The sequence below is a fragment of the Kineosporia babensis genome, assembly GCF_021129305.1.
Classification (GTDB): domain Bacteria; phylum Actinomycetota; class Actinomycetes; order Actinomycetales; family Kineosporiaceae; genus Kineosporia; species Kineosporia babensis.
Window position 1 is genome coordinate 1 of the sequence record NZ_JAJOMB010000038.1, and the last position, 13,240, is coordinate 13,240.

8 protein-coding genes and 1 pseudogene are annotated in these 13,240 nt (G+C 67.7%); 7 read left to right on the forward strand and 2 right to left on the reverse strand.

What is annotated here, in order from left to right; genetic code table 11:
* The coding region (locus LR394_RS39340) for a NucA/NucB deoxyribonuclease domain-containing protein (protein ID WP_231449819.1) at positions 1-965 on the forward strand (965 nt) is incomplete at its 5' end.
* Between the two features lie 50 nt (positions 966-1,015).
* Here LR394_RS39340 and LR394_RS39345 read toward each other — a convergent pair.
* Complete coding sequence (locus LR394_RS39345; protein ID WP_231449820.1) at positions 1,016-1,594, reverse strand: hypothetical protein; 579 nt, start codon at positions 1,592-1,594, stop codon at positions 1,016-1,018.
* Between the two features lie 809 nt (positions 1,595-2,403).
* Positions 2,404-3,534 (reverse strand): annotated as a pseudogene (locus LR394_RS39350) (IS701 family transposase); the annotation flags it as partial.
* Positions 3,535-3,990: 456 nt separating this feature from the next.
* On the opposite strand from LR394_RS39350, the gene LR394_RS39355 reads away from it, so the two are divergent.
* The 6 genes from LR394_RS39355 to LR394_RS39380 all read left to right on the forward strand — a co-directional run bounded on the left by LR394_RS39355 (position 3,991) and on the right by LR394_RS39380 (position 13,208).
* Positions 3,991-4,650, forward strand: a complete 660-nt coding sequence (locus LR394_RS39355; RefSeq protein WP_231449822.1) for a hypothetical protein — start codon at positions 3,991-3,993, stop codon at positions 4,648-4,650.
* Positions 4,651-5,224: 574 nt separating this feature from the next.
* Positions 5,225-5,815, forward strand: coding sequence for a pilin (locus LR394_RS43500; protein WP_231449823.1), 591 nt, complete (start codon positions 5,225-5,227; stop codon positions 5,813-5,815).
* A complete protein-coding gene (locus LR394_RS39365; RefSeq protein WP_231449824.1) occupies positions 5,815-7,491 on the forward strand; it encodes a type IV secretion system protein in 1,677 nt (558 codons plus the stop codon). Before LR394_RS43500 ends, LR394_RS39365 begins: the two co-directional genes overlap by 1 nt.
* Positions 7,492-7,579: 88 nt before the next feature.
* Complete coding sequence (locus LR394_RS39370; RefSeq protein ID WP_231449825.1) at positions 7,580-8,692, forward strand: PrgI family protein; 1,113 nt, start codon at positions 7,580-7,582, stop codon at positions 8,690-8,692.
* Positions 8,693-8,739: 47 nt separating this feature from the next.
* Positions 8,740-10,533 (forward strand): VirB4 family type IV secretion system protein, encoded by a 1,794-nt coding sequence (locus tag LR394_RS39375; RefSeq protein ID WP_231449826.1) that lies wholly within the window; start codon positions 8,740-8,742, stop codon positions 10,531-10,533.
* A complete protein-coding gene (locus LR394_RS39380) occupies positions 10,530-13,208 on the forward strand; it encodes a type IV secretory system conjugative DNA transfer family protein (protein WP_231449827.1) in 2,679 nt (892 codons plus the stop codon). The genes LR394_RS39375 and LR394_RS39380 overlap by 4 nt, the downstream gene beginning before the upstream one ends.
* Positions 13,209-13,240: the final 32 nt, after the last annotated feature.

The window sequence follows — 13,240 nt, forward strand, 5'->3', positions numbered from 1 at the left end:
AACAAAGTCCTGGCTGGACGGGGACACGGTTCAAGCTCTGTGGTGTTGCTAGCCAGTCCACCTTCAATTACCGCGGTACCGGAACCGGCCAGTCCGCACCCGGAAGCATCATGGTGAATCAGGTCATCGAATACGAGCTGTCGGCCAACTCGGGCGAGATTGTGGTTCATCATCGCACCGTTCTGTCGAACAAGGTGGGGAACATTCCAGCGACGCTAAGACTGGAGTTTTCCTTCGCCTGCTCCGGTTGTCGAACGAATGGGACCGCTTACTCAATTCCCATCAGCAGTACCGGCACCTTCGACAACACCACCTCCTTCTCGGTCTACTTCTCGCCTGACGTTGGCGAGCAGCGCAACCTGGTGATTGCTGAACAAGCTAAATATTTGGACACGGCTGGGCAGACTACTTTTCCGAATCAGCCATCACCCCGCAGTATCCCAACCATTCGATGCGACAATGCCATTGGTGGGACAACCGGATGCGTCGTGCCGGCAGTCCGAGTCGACTTCGTGCTTTCGGTATCTGATACGACAATCGACCAAGCAGCGTGGGGGATTCTCTGGAGTAAAAATAACGTCCCCGGTCTCACGACCAGTCTTTTGCGCCGTGAAGGTGATGCCGGCCAGCAGAACACCAACCGCACCAGGACATGCAACAGCACCTTCGTGCGAGACTCCGCGAAATACGGACACACCACAGACTCGTGTGACGAGTATCCATTCGCCGCCACCAAGGAGAGTGCTGGTGCTCTGGGTATCGACCCATCGACCTGCTGGGAAATTTGGCCGCACGCAGTTGACGGCGTCTATCAGGTCGACGTGATTAAGCAAGGGACAAGTCCATGCACCAGAGGGCACGTCGAGGGAGCCAAGAACTCGAAGGTCGGAGGAGATCTAGGGCGCTGGGCGGTCGCTAACCGAGTCATGGATTACGAAGAGTACCGAGTCCAGGTAGTGGCGTAGGATAGCCGACTGATGGGTGGGTGAAGCCATGGCTTCACCCACCCATCGGTCTACTGACGATGAGTAGCTAACGAGCCAAAAAGCAATCTTTCACCGGGTGGGCAGAGTTGTGGTGCAAGGATTTCTAGTCCAACCACCGAGGAAACGAAATTAACGCATCGCATGAAGTTAAGATCGCCAGGATGTACATCGAACTCATGAAATTGCGCACGGTACGCATTCGCGGCATGGCCCCGAACTTCATCTTGCGTGATATTCGACGCCGCCACGGCCAATCCCTGCGCATCTGCCACAGCAAAAGATGCCCCGATGCCTTCGTTTCCCACCACCGACCCCATGAGCCTTTTCTGATCCTTAGCCAATTGGCCGATGCTACTTTCGTAGGCAAGTTCCGAACGCTGGGGTTCCCAGATGAGCGTCCCTTGCGGTCGTTCATGAAGAACGATGTGATGATCGCCGACTGGAGGCTCGACCTGGCCAAAAGCAATAGCAGGCAAACTTTCCACCGCTATCGGCTGCCACGTCTCTGAAAATATCTGCCACGAAATTAGCTCATCTAGGGGCGTTCCAGGAACAGCGCTGACTGAAACATTCATCGGGTAGTCCGTCCACTCCAGTCCTCCATGCATGTTCAGCACTATGTCAGGTCTGTCAAGAGAGAACTGGCCACCTGCCACGCGGCCTTCAGGATATGGAAATTGAGCGGAACCCCTGAGGTGCTGGGCCGGGGATTCTGTCGGTTTCGCTGTACGAGTCGATCGGGAACGAATCGTCTCGGATTTGTTGCGTTCCGAAGAAAGATAGAACTAATCGGGTGTTAGTACTGCAGTGACACTTCGTTATAAATGTCTATTTCGGCTTGTCTTATGCTGCAGGTTTGGGAGATGGCCAGGTGGTGGCCGCGCCAGGGTAACTAGTGCTGGGTCCGGCGGGCTGGACTTATGACCGCCGGACCCATTCCACGCAGAATGTGGGCTTACGCGAAAGACGCATTCAGCATGCGGCCATACCGGTCCGGCGAGAAATCCTCGAAGTCTCCGGTGGCGATGCACTCGTCAAGGTACTGGCGAGCATCGAGGGCATGGGGGGAACCCTCCTGCGTTAGGTAGGCATGCGTCGCTTCCAGGCCAGGGCCGCAGAGCAACTGGACGTCGATTGCCGAATATGCGTCAAAGCTCGACGCCTTGGCCCGCCAGATCGCCAGTATGTCCGGGGCGTTGGCGGCGTTGAAGAGCTGAAGACTGAGCACCCGCATCAGGATCGTGTCCTGCTCGTCGTTCAGTTCACTCTGTTCCTGGAGCAGCTCGCGGATCTGCTGCAGGTCGCCGGGTGCTGGGTGGAAGCCAAAACGGCGCAGGCTCTCGGTCGCGTTCATGCGCGCATGCTGCCATGTCGGACGTGCCTCGCGGCTAGTACTGCAGTGACGCTTCGTTACTGATTGTCGATTTCGGTCTGTTTTCTTGTAGTGGCTGGTGCGGGCGATGGCTTGGTGTCGGCGGCGCCAGGATGACCAGTGCAGGGCATGCCGGGCGAACTTCAGGACGGTGGTCGCTGAGGTGAGGAGGCGGCGGATCTCGTTGCGGGTCAAAGCGATCAGAGGCTTCATCGATTCGGTGGTGGTGTCGGGCTGGGTCGTGGCTGGCGGATTCTGGGTTGCGGCGGTGACGGAAAGGAAGGCATGGGCCAGGATGGCCAGAGCGCTCCAGCGCCGCCAGGAGGTCCAGCTTCTGACCTGGTGCTCGTCCAGGCCGGTCAGTTCCTTGCCGGCGGCGAAGGACTCCTCGATCGTCCAGCGGCGTCCCGCGACGAGCACCAGCGTTCGCAGTGGGACCGGCTCGGGCGAGTAGGCGCGATAGAACGCGTACTCACCGGTGCCGCGGTTGCGCCGGATCAGCGACCAGTGCCGGACCGAAGGTGCGGTGGGCGGCGACTCCTGGGAATCATCGTGGAGCGCAGCGGTTTCCTCATCAATGGTGTCGATGAGTGCCCAGTCGTACCAGCGGTGGCCGTGAGCTCCCTGCCCGGCCGAGAGACGCTGCCAGGTCGCCGCCGGGAGGCGGACGGCCAGATCGATGGCGCGGCGTAGGCCGATCCCGGTGCGGATCTGGTGGTCCTTCGCGACCGCCAGCATGTATCCGAGCCCCAGCCGTTGCAGTGCTGCGCGCAGAGCAGGGTCCTGGCCGTAGACCTCATCGCCCGTCGCCCAATCCGCCGGGACGCCGGCCTCGATCGTGCGTTCGATCATTTGCCGGGCCAGCGCGGGTTTCGTCGCGAACGCGGTGCCGGCGGGGACGCCCGCGGCCTCCATCTGCTCGGGGTCTTCGGTCCAGGCCTTCGGTAGATACAGCTCCCGGTCCATCAGCGCGTGACCACGCTCAGAGGCGTAGGCGAGATAGACCGTGACCTGGGCGTTCTCGATCCGTCCGGCGGTCCCGGTGTGCTGGCGCTGCACCCCAACCGTGTGAACGCCCTTCTTCAGATCCCCGGTCTCATCGACCACCAGAATGGCCCGCTCATCACCCAGATGCTCCACCGTCCAGTCCCGGACATCACCCAGGACCGCGTTGGACGGTTCCGTTGAGATCGGTTGCTGGACAACGGAGCATGCGAACAGTTCAGGCAGTCGGTCGGTTCAGCCTCGCCCGCCGGTCGAAGGGGTGTCGTCGGCCGGCCATGCGGGCGACGTCGTTGGGGTAGGCCACCTCGTGGTGCAGGTGCGCAAGGACGGTGGCGATTGACGTCGCGAGCTCTGTTTCTCTGCAGGTCAGCAGCCCTACTGTAGGCCCACGGTGGGCCTACGGTAGGCGTCCGAATCTGTTCTTCTGCAGGGTTCTTCGTGCAGCAATGGGTGGTGCCGGCGGGGGCTCCCGTTCGGTTCCGTCGTGATGCAGGAGTGCCCATGTCTGTTCGGACTGAGACGAACCGTGCAGCCGCAACGTCTGCCCGGTCGCGACCGTGGAACCCAGAAAGCGTTCAGGCGTTTCGGCTCGGGCGGGGGAGTGCGCTCAGGGTGGTCGAGCGTGCCGTGACTGCCGAGTTCCCGGTGTTCGACGCGCACGGGTCGGGGCTGCGGCTGCCGTGCGAGGTGTACACGCTGCCGGAGCTTCGGGTGCTGCTGTTGGAGCGTGGGACGGACGAGAAGGTCAGGGATGCGGTCTGGGTGGTGTTGGCCGGCCTGGCTCAGCGCGAGCGCGAAGTGTGGGCCCTGCCGTGTGCGTGGCTGGCGTTGCCGGGGTTGGCTGCGCGGGCTCGGGGGTTGCGCCGGGCGCTGGCGAAGGTCTCGGGGGTGACGGCGCAGGACGTCGACAGCGAACTGCTGCTGGGGTTCTGGGAGGCGCTGCTGCAGACGCGGGCGGAGGTGAATGTGTGTTCGCGGCTGCTGGCCGCGGCGGTGCGTCATGTGTGGCGGGAGTTGGATGTTGATCCGATCGGCCTGCGTCTGACTCCGTGGCCGGAGGGCCTGGAGCCTGCCGCTGCGGAAACGGGTCATCCTGAGCTGGTTCTCCTGCGGGCGGTGCGGATGGGGCTGATCAGTGCTCGCGATGCTGCCCTGATCGCCCGGACCCGTCTGGAGGGCAGCCCGCTCCGGCTGGAGGGCGCGCAGCTCTCGGTCAAGAGCCTGGCGTCCAGGCGCCGCCGAGCCGAGAGTGCGCTGGTCACAGCCCTGAGAGCAGGCCTTCTGTAGGCCTACAGGAGGCCTCCGGAAGGGCGGCCGGGACGGATGATCGGGGCGGTCTGGGAGGCCGTATCTAGGTGAGGCCGTTTTCGGGTCTCGTCCAGGCTCCGCCGTGCTGTGGCTGGCGGCGGGGCGGCCACTCACGACCCAGCCGTGGTTCGGCCATGGCGGAGGTTTCCTGATGCCCGATGAAGAAGCAGCACCAACATCTGCGACCAGCTACGAGGCGCTCGCCCGGCAGTCGCGTCACGACACCGAGGAGCGGGAGCAGAAGCGGCGTCGTAAGCGCAGTCGCAGGAACCACCTGCCTGACAACTATTGGCGGGTCGTCCTGCATCGGCGCTCGCGTGCGCGCCGGGTTCGGGCCAGGCGGGGACGGTCGCGGGCGGCTGCTCGGCGGCGCTGGTCACAGAGCCCGGGGCCGGTGCACCGACGGGCCCGGCTGGCGGGTCATCCCCGCGGTCCGGGCGTCCGGCGTGAGGGTGCCCGGCACGGGACGGGGATCAGCAAGCACGCGGCTGACAGGCCTCGTCAGGACCACACGAGTCCGGTGGCGCCGGGACGACGGCTGTCGGGATGGCGGGTGGTGGCGGGCGCGGTGATCGTCCTGGTGGTTCTGGAGCTGGCGCTGGTGGGCGCGGTGACGCTCTTGGCGGCGGCGACCTGCGCGATGACGCGCTGCTCGTTCATCACGGTGTCATCCGAGCCGTCGCGCGAGCGAACCATGACGAGACCCGTCAGCACGGAGGTCGGCCTGAGGGCGGTGATTGCGGCAGGTCAGATGACGGAACCGTCCGTCATCGCGGCTGCGGCCCGGTCATGGTCGAGACCGGCGGAGGCTTCTGCGCCGGTCATGGCCCCGGCGCCGGTGTCAGCCATGACGGTCGGGACGGGACTGCGGCGGTCGGTGGTGGAGCCGCCGGACGAGGCTCCCGGTCAGGCGGATGACTTGCCGCAGGTCATCGCGAACGCCACGAACTGGCTGCGCGGGGTGAGCCTGGGTCTGGCGGTGCTCTTCGGGACGCTGGCCGGGATCCGCTGGCTGCTGGCGCGTGAACCCGGTGACGTCGATCGGGCCCGGTCGTCGCTGGCTGCGGCCGGTGGTGGTCTCGTGGTCGCGTTGATGGCGCCGCAGATCATGTCGATCCTTCAGGACATCCTGGGGGTCGGCTGATGGGGGACTGGCTGGTCCAGGAGGTGCTCGAGTACTTCGTGCGGGCCGTACTCGAGCCGTTGCCGCATTTGCTGATGCTGGTCAGCACCTTCGTGGTGCAGATCCCGGTGGTCACCGAACAGTGGCCGGTCCGGTACGTGATGGAGCGCAGCCTGGGGATCGTCCAGGTGAGCTACGTCGTGCTGGTCACGGTTGCCGGGATCGTCACGATGACCCACGGCGGGCTGCAGAGCGAGTACTCGGCCAAGGCGCTGCTGCAGCGGGCGGTGCTGGGATTCACGGCGGCTCACTACACCGGCTGGATCGTGGAGAAGTGCATTGTCGCGGTCAACGCCCTCAGCGGGGCGCTGCTGCCGCAGGGCGAGCTCGGCCTGAGCGGGTTGGACGCTTCTGAGGCGATGGTGCAGCAGATCGCTAGGGCCCCGGAGACGGTGTTCTTGCTGCTGGCCCTGCAGTTCGTCGTCCTGGCGCTGCTCGTGGTGCTGCTGATCGGCTGGGTGACCCGGCTGCTGAGCCTGGCCATGCTGGCCGGCCTGGGCCCCCTGGCGCTGGCCTGCCACGGCCTGCCCTGGCTGGAGGAGGTCGCGACGGTGTGGTGGCGGTCGCTGTTCGCGATCCTGATCACCGTGGTCGGGCAGGCTGCGCTGCTGCAGTTCGGGATGCAGTTGCTGCTGGCCCCCGAGTTGGATCCGTCCTGGGCCACCGAGGCCGACCGCAGCGATGCCGTGACCACCCTGCTGCTCATTCTGTGTCTGCTGCTGGCGGTGATCCGGCTGCCGGCGACGGTGCGGCAGGTCTTCCCGGCGGCCGTCGGGCCCCGCGGACGGGGAACGTTCGGGACCGTCGTGCGGTACTCGCTGCTCAACCGCGGTCTTCGCTCCGGATCCCGCCAGCACAGCCTGGCGGGCGCGGTTCAGGACCGCCTGTCGCACCGCTTCCAGCGACGGCAGTCGCTGAGGACGGCCGGAGACGATTCCAGGCTGCAGGATCGGCCGGCCACCGGATGGAGACCAGGCGTTCTGAAGCGCTCCAGGGTCAGAACTCCCACGGATGCCGACGTGCTGGTCCGGCGTCAGCGGATGCAACGCCGGGCCGTACTGGCCGGCCGGTCGGTGAGTGAGCCCGGTCAGCAGTCGCCCCGCATCGCCGGCAATGACAAGACCTCGCAGCGCACCGGTGCGCTGACGCTATTGGGACGACGCAAACGTGCGCCCGGACAACCACAACCGGGCGGCAGTGCCCGGCTGGCTCCCCGACCGCGACCCGGACGTACGGCGGGCAACCCCACCGCCGTGAGCACACCGTCCGTACGTGGCAGTTCCAGAGCCAACAACGGACGCTTGTCAGTCCGTCGCAGGGATCGCGCGGGTCAGTCTCGCAGCCGGGTATCGGCACCGGGAAACGCCGGGCCCCGTCCGCAGAACGCCGCACGTTCGAACCCGCGTCCGGTCACGCGCTCGGGTACCGCCACACCTGGTGGGCCCACCACGGTGAGCCGGACGCAGCGTGCGGTCAACGGCGGCCCGACCGGGCAGACAGCTGCCCGCCGTCACGGCCAGCCCGTTCAGCCCCGCCGGCCGCAGCGACCTCTGCGGCCCTTCACCGCCCAGGCCAACCGGCCCGTGCGCCTGGCCGGAACACGGCGAGCACGCTCCCGCCCGGCCGAGAACGACTGATCGCGCAAGCCCGGCCGGTCGCCCGGAAGCCCTCGTGCAGAACGGTTCCCGGGCGACCCGCCATCCCCTTCATCCTTCAGGAGGCGCCGTGACTGTTCACGGACTTGACGAGCGCGACGACCCGGTCCGGGCGCGCATCCCCGCCGACCTCGACAGCGCCGACCAGCTGATCGCCGGTCTGAGCCCGGGCCAGGTCTTGACCTGTGTGGCGCTGGGTTCTCCGGTGCTGCTGGTCTGGCGAGCCCTGGCCGGTCAGGTCCCGGCGCCGGTGCTGCTGGGGGCCAGCATCCCCGTCCTGGCCGGTGTGCTGGCGCTGGTGCTGGCTCGTCGTGACGGGCTGAGCCTGGATCGCTGGCTGGTCGCCGCCCTCAGATACCGGCTGAGCGCCCGCCAGATGAGCGTGGCCGAGGACCTCACCCCCAGGCTCGAGACCGAAGTCTCCGGGCGGTTTCTGGTGGGCCCTCTGGCCGGGATCACCGACGACGGGGTCTTGGTGCACGCGGACGGCCGGCATGCGGCCCTGGTCGCCTGCACCACGATCACGACCGCCTTGTCGACCCATCAGGACGACGCGATCCTGGCCGCCGGGATGGCCCGGTGGCTGAACTCGCTGTCGGGGCCGGTGCAGATCGTCGTGCGCAACCGGCCCGCGGACCTGGCGGGGATGGCGACCGCCCTGACCCGGCGGGCCCTGGAGATCACCAACCCGGCCCTGGCCGCGCTCGCCCTGGAGCACGCCGAAACCCTGCTGGACACCTACGAAGCGCACCGGCCCTTGCAGCGCACGGTCCTGATCGCCTGCGGTGGCGGGGTCAGGAGCGGGCCTGAGCAGGCACGGCAGAATCTGGCCCGCCTCCGTCAGAAGATCACCCACCGCGACCGGCGCTCCAGCGCGTCAGACGTCATGGTGTCGGCCCGGGCCCGCGCCGAGGCACTGAGCCGGGCGGCCCGCACGGTGGGGGAGTTGGAGGCCCTCGGCGTTCGCGCCGAGATCCTCGACGGCGCCCAGGTCCAGCACGTCCTGACGTCCACCTGGTCGGCCTGCCACCTGCCGGCCTCACCGGCGGAAAACAACGACACCGAGCCCGATCTCGACGGACTGACCGAGGCCTGGGGCTTTACCGACGAGACCGACTGGCAAGCCCGGTGGGCTGCAGAAGACGAGAACCAGCCGAGCACCGATCGGGGGACTGAGGCATGACCCGACGGCACCAGAACAGCACTCAGACGAACGCAGAGGACACAACCGTGCACGTCGCTCCCGACCACGTCCAGGCCGGACGCACCTGGTCGAGCACCATCGCCGTCTCGGGATTCCCGCCCGAGGTCGGCATGGCCTGGCTGGAACCACTGACCGTCTGGCCGGGCGTGATCGACGTCGTGGTGCACGCCGATCCGATCCCGGCGCCCTCAGCAGCTGCGCGCGTGCGCCGGCGCAGAATCAGGATGGAGTCGACCCGGCGGCTGCGGGCCGAACGTGGCGGCCTGGAAGACCCGCTGACCGAGGCCGTCAGCCAGGACGCCGAAAGCCTGGCCGACAAGGTCGCTCGCGGCGAGTCCCGGCTGTTCCTCACGAGCGTCCTGATCACCGTGCACGCCACGAGCCGCGCCGAACTGCAGACCGACGTCGCAGACCTGCGCGCCCATGCAGCCTCGATGCTGCTGCAGACCCACGTGATGACGTGGCGGCAACTGCAGGGCTGGACCTCGAGCCTGCCGATCGGAGCCGACCACAGCGTGACGCGCCGGGTCATGGACACCGAAGCACTCGCCACCGCCTGCCCGATCGCCGGCCCTGACCTTCCCGCGCCACTGCCGAGCGAAATGGAGGACGACGCAGGCGCCTTCGCCGGGACAGCAGGGCTTCCGGTTCTGCTGGGTTTGAACCGGGTGTCCGGGGCGGTGGTCACCGGGGATCGGTGGGCGCTGGACAACCACAACGCGGTCGTCCTGGCGCGCTCCGGTGCGGGCAAGTCCTACGCGGTCAAGACCGGGATCCTGCGCGAGCTGTACAACGGCGTGCGGGTCTCGGTGATCGATCCGGAGCGTGAGTATCTCGAGCTGGCGCGGCAGGTCGGCGGCCGGGTGATCGAGCTCGGCGCACCGGGGGTGCGGATCAACCCGATGCACCTGCCGGCCGGTGACCCGGACGCCCTGACCCGCCGCTGCCTGTTTCTGCACACCCTCGTCGACGTCATGCTCGACGAACCGCTCGACCCGAGCCAGCGGGCGGCTCTTGATCAGGCCGTCATCGGCACCTACGCCCGCGCGGGGATCACCCAGGACCCGCGCACCTGGACCCGTCGGGCACCGACGATCGAGGACCTGCTCGACCAGCTTGCCCACCCAGAAAGCACCAACGAACGTGGGGTCGCCGCTGGTCTGCTCGAGCGGCTCTCGCCGTGGGTCACGGGCTCGTACAGCGGACTGTTCGGACGACCCAACGCACACCACGACCCTCACGACGACTCTGACGATGACCAGGCACCGGCATCGGATCAGCTGACCGTGTGGACGACGCGGCTGCTGGCCGAGGAACTACGTCCGGTCGGGATGCTTCTGGCCATCGATGCGATCTGGCGCTCGATCGACCGCCGCACCACCCAGAACCGGCCCGACCGGCAGCTGGTGGTGGTGGACGAGGCATCGCTCCTGCTGTCCGAACCCGCAGGAGCACGGTTCCTGGCCCGCCTGGCCAAGACCGCCCGCAAGCGCCGGGCGGGCCTGACCCTGATCACCCCGGACGTGGTCGACGTCCTGGGAAGCGATCTGGGGGAGACGATCCTGGCCAACGCGGCCACCGTGCTGCTGCTGCGCCAGGCACCGCAGGCCATCCAGACGCTCACCCGCGCGTGTGCCCTGAGCCCGGGAGAGGCACAGTTCCTGGTCACCGCCGGCCGTGGGCAGGCCCTGCTGCTGGCCGGGGCCCGGGTGCCCCTGGACATCGTCGCCTCACCCGCCGAGCACGCCATCGCCGCCGCCCTGCCCGACGAACTGGGCGACATCGCAAATGCTTTCGCCGTAACGGAGGAGCTCGCATGACCACCTCGATGGAGACGCTTTTTGTTGATGGTCCCCAGGCGCTGGGGCAGTGGCTGGGCAACCTTCCTGGCATTGGTCTGGACCAGATCCTGCCGATCGTGCTCTGCGGGCTGCTGGGGGCGCTGCTGGTCCTGCTCGGACTGCGGCTGGCCGAACGCTGGCACAGGTGGCAGCACCGCCGACGTCTGCAGGACGCGAAAGAGATCCTCATCTTGCCCCCGGCCGAGGTCGACCCCGACGGCGTGAAGCTGTGGTGGGACGAAGCCGTCGGGCTGCTGCGGCGCAGCGGCTGGCGTCGCCTGATCTACGGCCCCGACCACATCGGTTTCGAACTGCGCTGGCAGGAGCAGGAACTCACCTACGTCGTGTGGGTTCCCGGCACCCTCCCGAGCGACCCCATCGTGGCCGCGATCCGGGCGGCCTGGCCCGGCGCAGCCACCAAGGTCCGCGCGGCCCGGACCCCGCTCACAGTCCTGGCCGGGCCAGCAGGTCACGGGGCACGGGCCGCGTCCACGAGCCGCGCCGGGCAGAGCGACCAGGCCAGCCTCCTCGTGGACGAAGACGGTGCGCTGTCGGCACCGGCCGGCTTCGAACTGTTCGAGGCCGGTCGATGGGTCTCGGCGAAAATGGCAGGCTGGTACACCTTCCGGCACCGCACCGATCACGGGGTGGACCCGGTCCGGGCCCTGATCGAACAGGGCACCGGCCTGGGCGCGGGCCACAGCGCCTGCGTGCAGATCCTGGTCCGCCCGCTCTCGCGCCGGAGGGTGTGGCACATCCGGTCAGGAGCAGCCGGCCTGAAAACCGGAAGAACTCAGCGCAGCAGTGGGCTGGCGGCTGGTGTCGGCCGCATCGCCGTCCGCGTGTTCCTGGCAGCGGCGGACTTCGCCCTGGAGATGCTGGTGGCCATCTTTTCGACGCTCACCGGGCCCTCGGCCGGCCCCCGCTCCCGCCCGAGCACCCGCTCGTCCACCGGTGGGTCCGGCCCGGTGCGCTCGGCCGGGGCGAACCCGCTGCAGGACCAGGACGTGCGGCCAGGACTGGACAAGGTCCGCACCGGCCAGCTGTGGGAGGTCAGGATCCGTCTGGGCGTCATCCGCACGGTGGCCGAGCCGAAGAAGACCAGTTCGACCGCGGCCCGGAAAGCGCGGCGGCAGAAGATCCAGGCCGGACTGCACCAGCGCTGCCACGCCCTGGCCGCAGCGCTCATGGTCCATGACGACCGCAACGGTCTGCGGGCCGGCCCCCTGCCGGACCCGGCCCGGATCCTCGGACAACGGCGGATGGACAGCGGATTCGTGATGGGAACACCGGAACTGGCCTCCCTGGCCGCGCTCCCGACCGACCTGGCCGTGCCCGGCCTGGACCGTGCTCAGGCCCGTACCGTCGCGGCGCCGATCGGCCTGCCCAGCGGAGGCCGGGACGTGAAAGTCCTGGGACACAGCCTGGTGGACGGCCGGGCTGTCGGACTCTCGGTACCGGACAGCCGCCAGCACCTGCATGTGCTCGGCGCGACCGGAGTCGGCAAGAGCACCCTGATGAACCAGATGATCATGAACGACATCAACGCCGGGCGTGGGGTGGTCCTCATCGACCCCAAGGGCGACCTGGCTCTCGACGTCCTGGACCGGATCCCCACCCACGCAATCCCCCGGGTCACCCTGATCGACCCCGACCAGCCCAGCGGATCCGCCAGTTTCAACCCACTGCAGCTACCGGCCCGGGGAGACGCGATCCTGCTGGTCGACAACCTGACCGCCATCTTCTCCGGCATCTTCGGCACCAGCTGGGGCCCCAGGATGGACGACACCATGCGCGTGGCCTGCCTGACCCTGATGCGCCGGCCCGGCGCCCGGCTGAGCATGGTCCCCGCCCTGCTCAGCAACAAGCAGGTGCGAGCACCCCTGACCGCCGACCTCAACGACGCCTCCGGCCTGGGCGGCTTCTGGGAGTGGTACGACTCGGCCCCGGCCGCTGTGCGATCCCAGGTGATCGGACCCGTCCTGGCCCGGATGCGCTCCTTCCTGCTGCGCGACTTCGTCCGCTCCACGATCGGCCGCGAGACCTCGACGTTCGACCTGGGCCAGGTCCTGGACGGCGGCATCCTGATCGTCCGCATCCCCAAGGGCCAACTCGGGGAAGACGCCTCGAAACTGATGGGCTCGATGCTGCTGGCCGCGGTCTGGCAGGCCGCCACCGCCCGCGCGAGCGTCCCGGAGTCCCGACGCAAGGACGCCGCCGTCTACATCGACGAGTCCCACAACGTCCTCAATCTGTCGGTACCGGTGACCGACATGCTCGCCGAGGCCCGCGCCTACCACGTGTCGTTCGTCCTGGCCCACCAGAACCTCAGCCAGCTACCGAGAGAGGTCCAGTCCGGCCTGTCCGCGAACGCCCGCAACAAGGTCTACTTCACCTGCTCACCCGAGGACGCCCGCCAGCTCGCCGAGCACACGACACCCACCCTGAACGAGCACGACCTCTCCCACCTGGGCGCCTTCACCGCCGCCACCCGGCTGATGGCCGGCAACCGCCAGATGCCGGCCTTCACCCTCACCACCACCCCGATGCCGGCACCCGGCGCCACGACCCGCCAGCAGGTGCGCGAGCACGTCCGCAGGACCGGACCCAGCACCGACCCCGAAGACCTGCCCTCCGAAACCGAGACCCCGTGATGCGCTCGCCGAGCACCCACCGTGACCAGCAG

Excerpts from the sequence above, each read along its gene's own strand:
- LR394_RS39345 (WP_231449820.1), bottom strand. The coding sequence starts at position 1,594 with ATGCATGGAGGACTGGAGTGGACGGACTACCCGATGAATGTTTCAGTC.
- LR394_RS39365 (WP_231449824.1), top strand. The coding sequence starts at position 5,815 with ATGGGGGACTGGCTGGTCCAGGAGGTGCTCGAGTACTTCGTGCGGGCC.
- LR394_RS39380 (WP_231449827.1), top strand. The coding sequence starts at position 10,530 with ATGACCACCTCGATGGAGACGCTTTTTGTTGATGGTCCCCAGGCGCTG.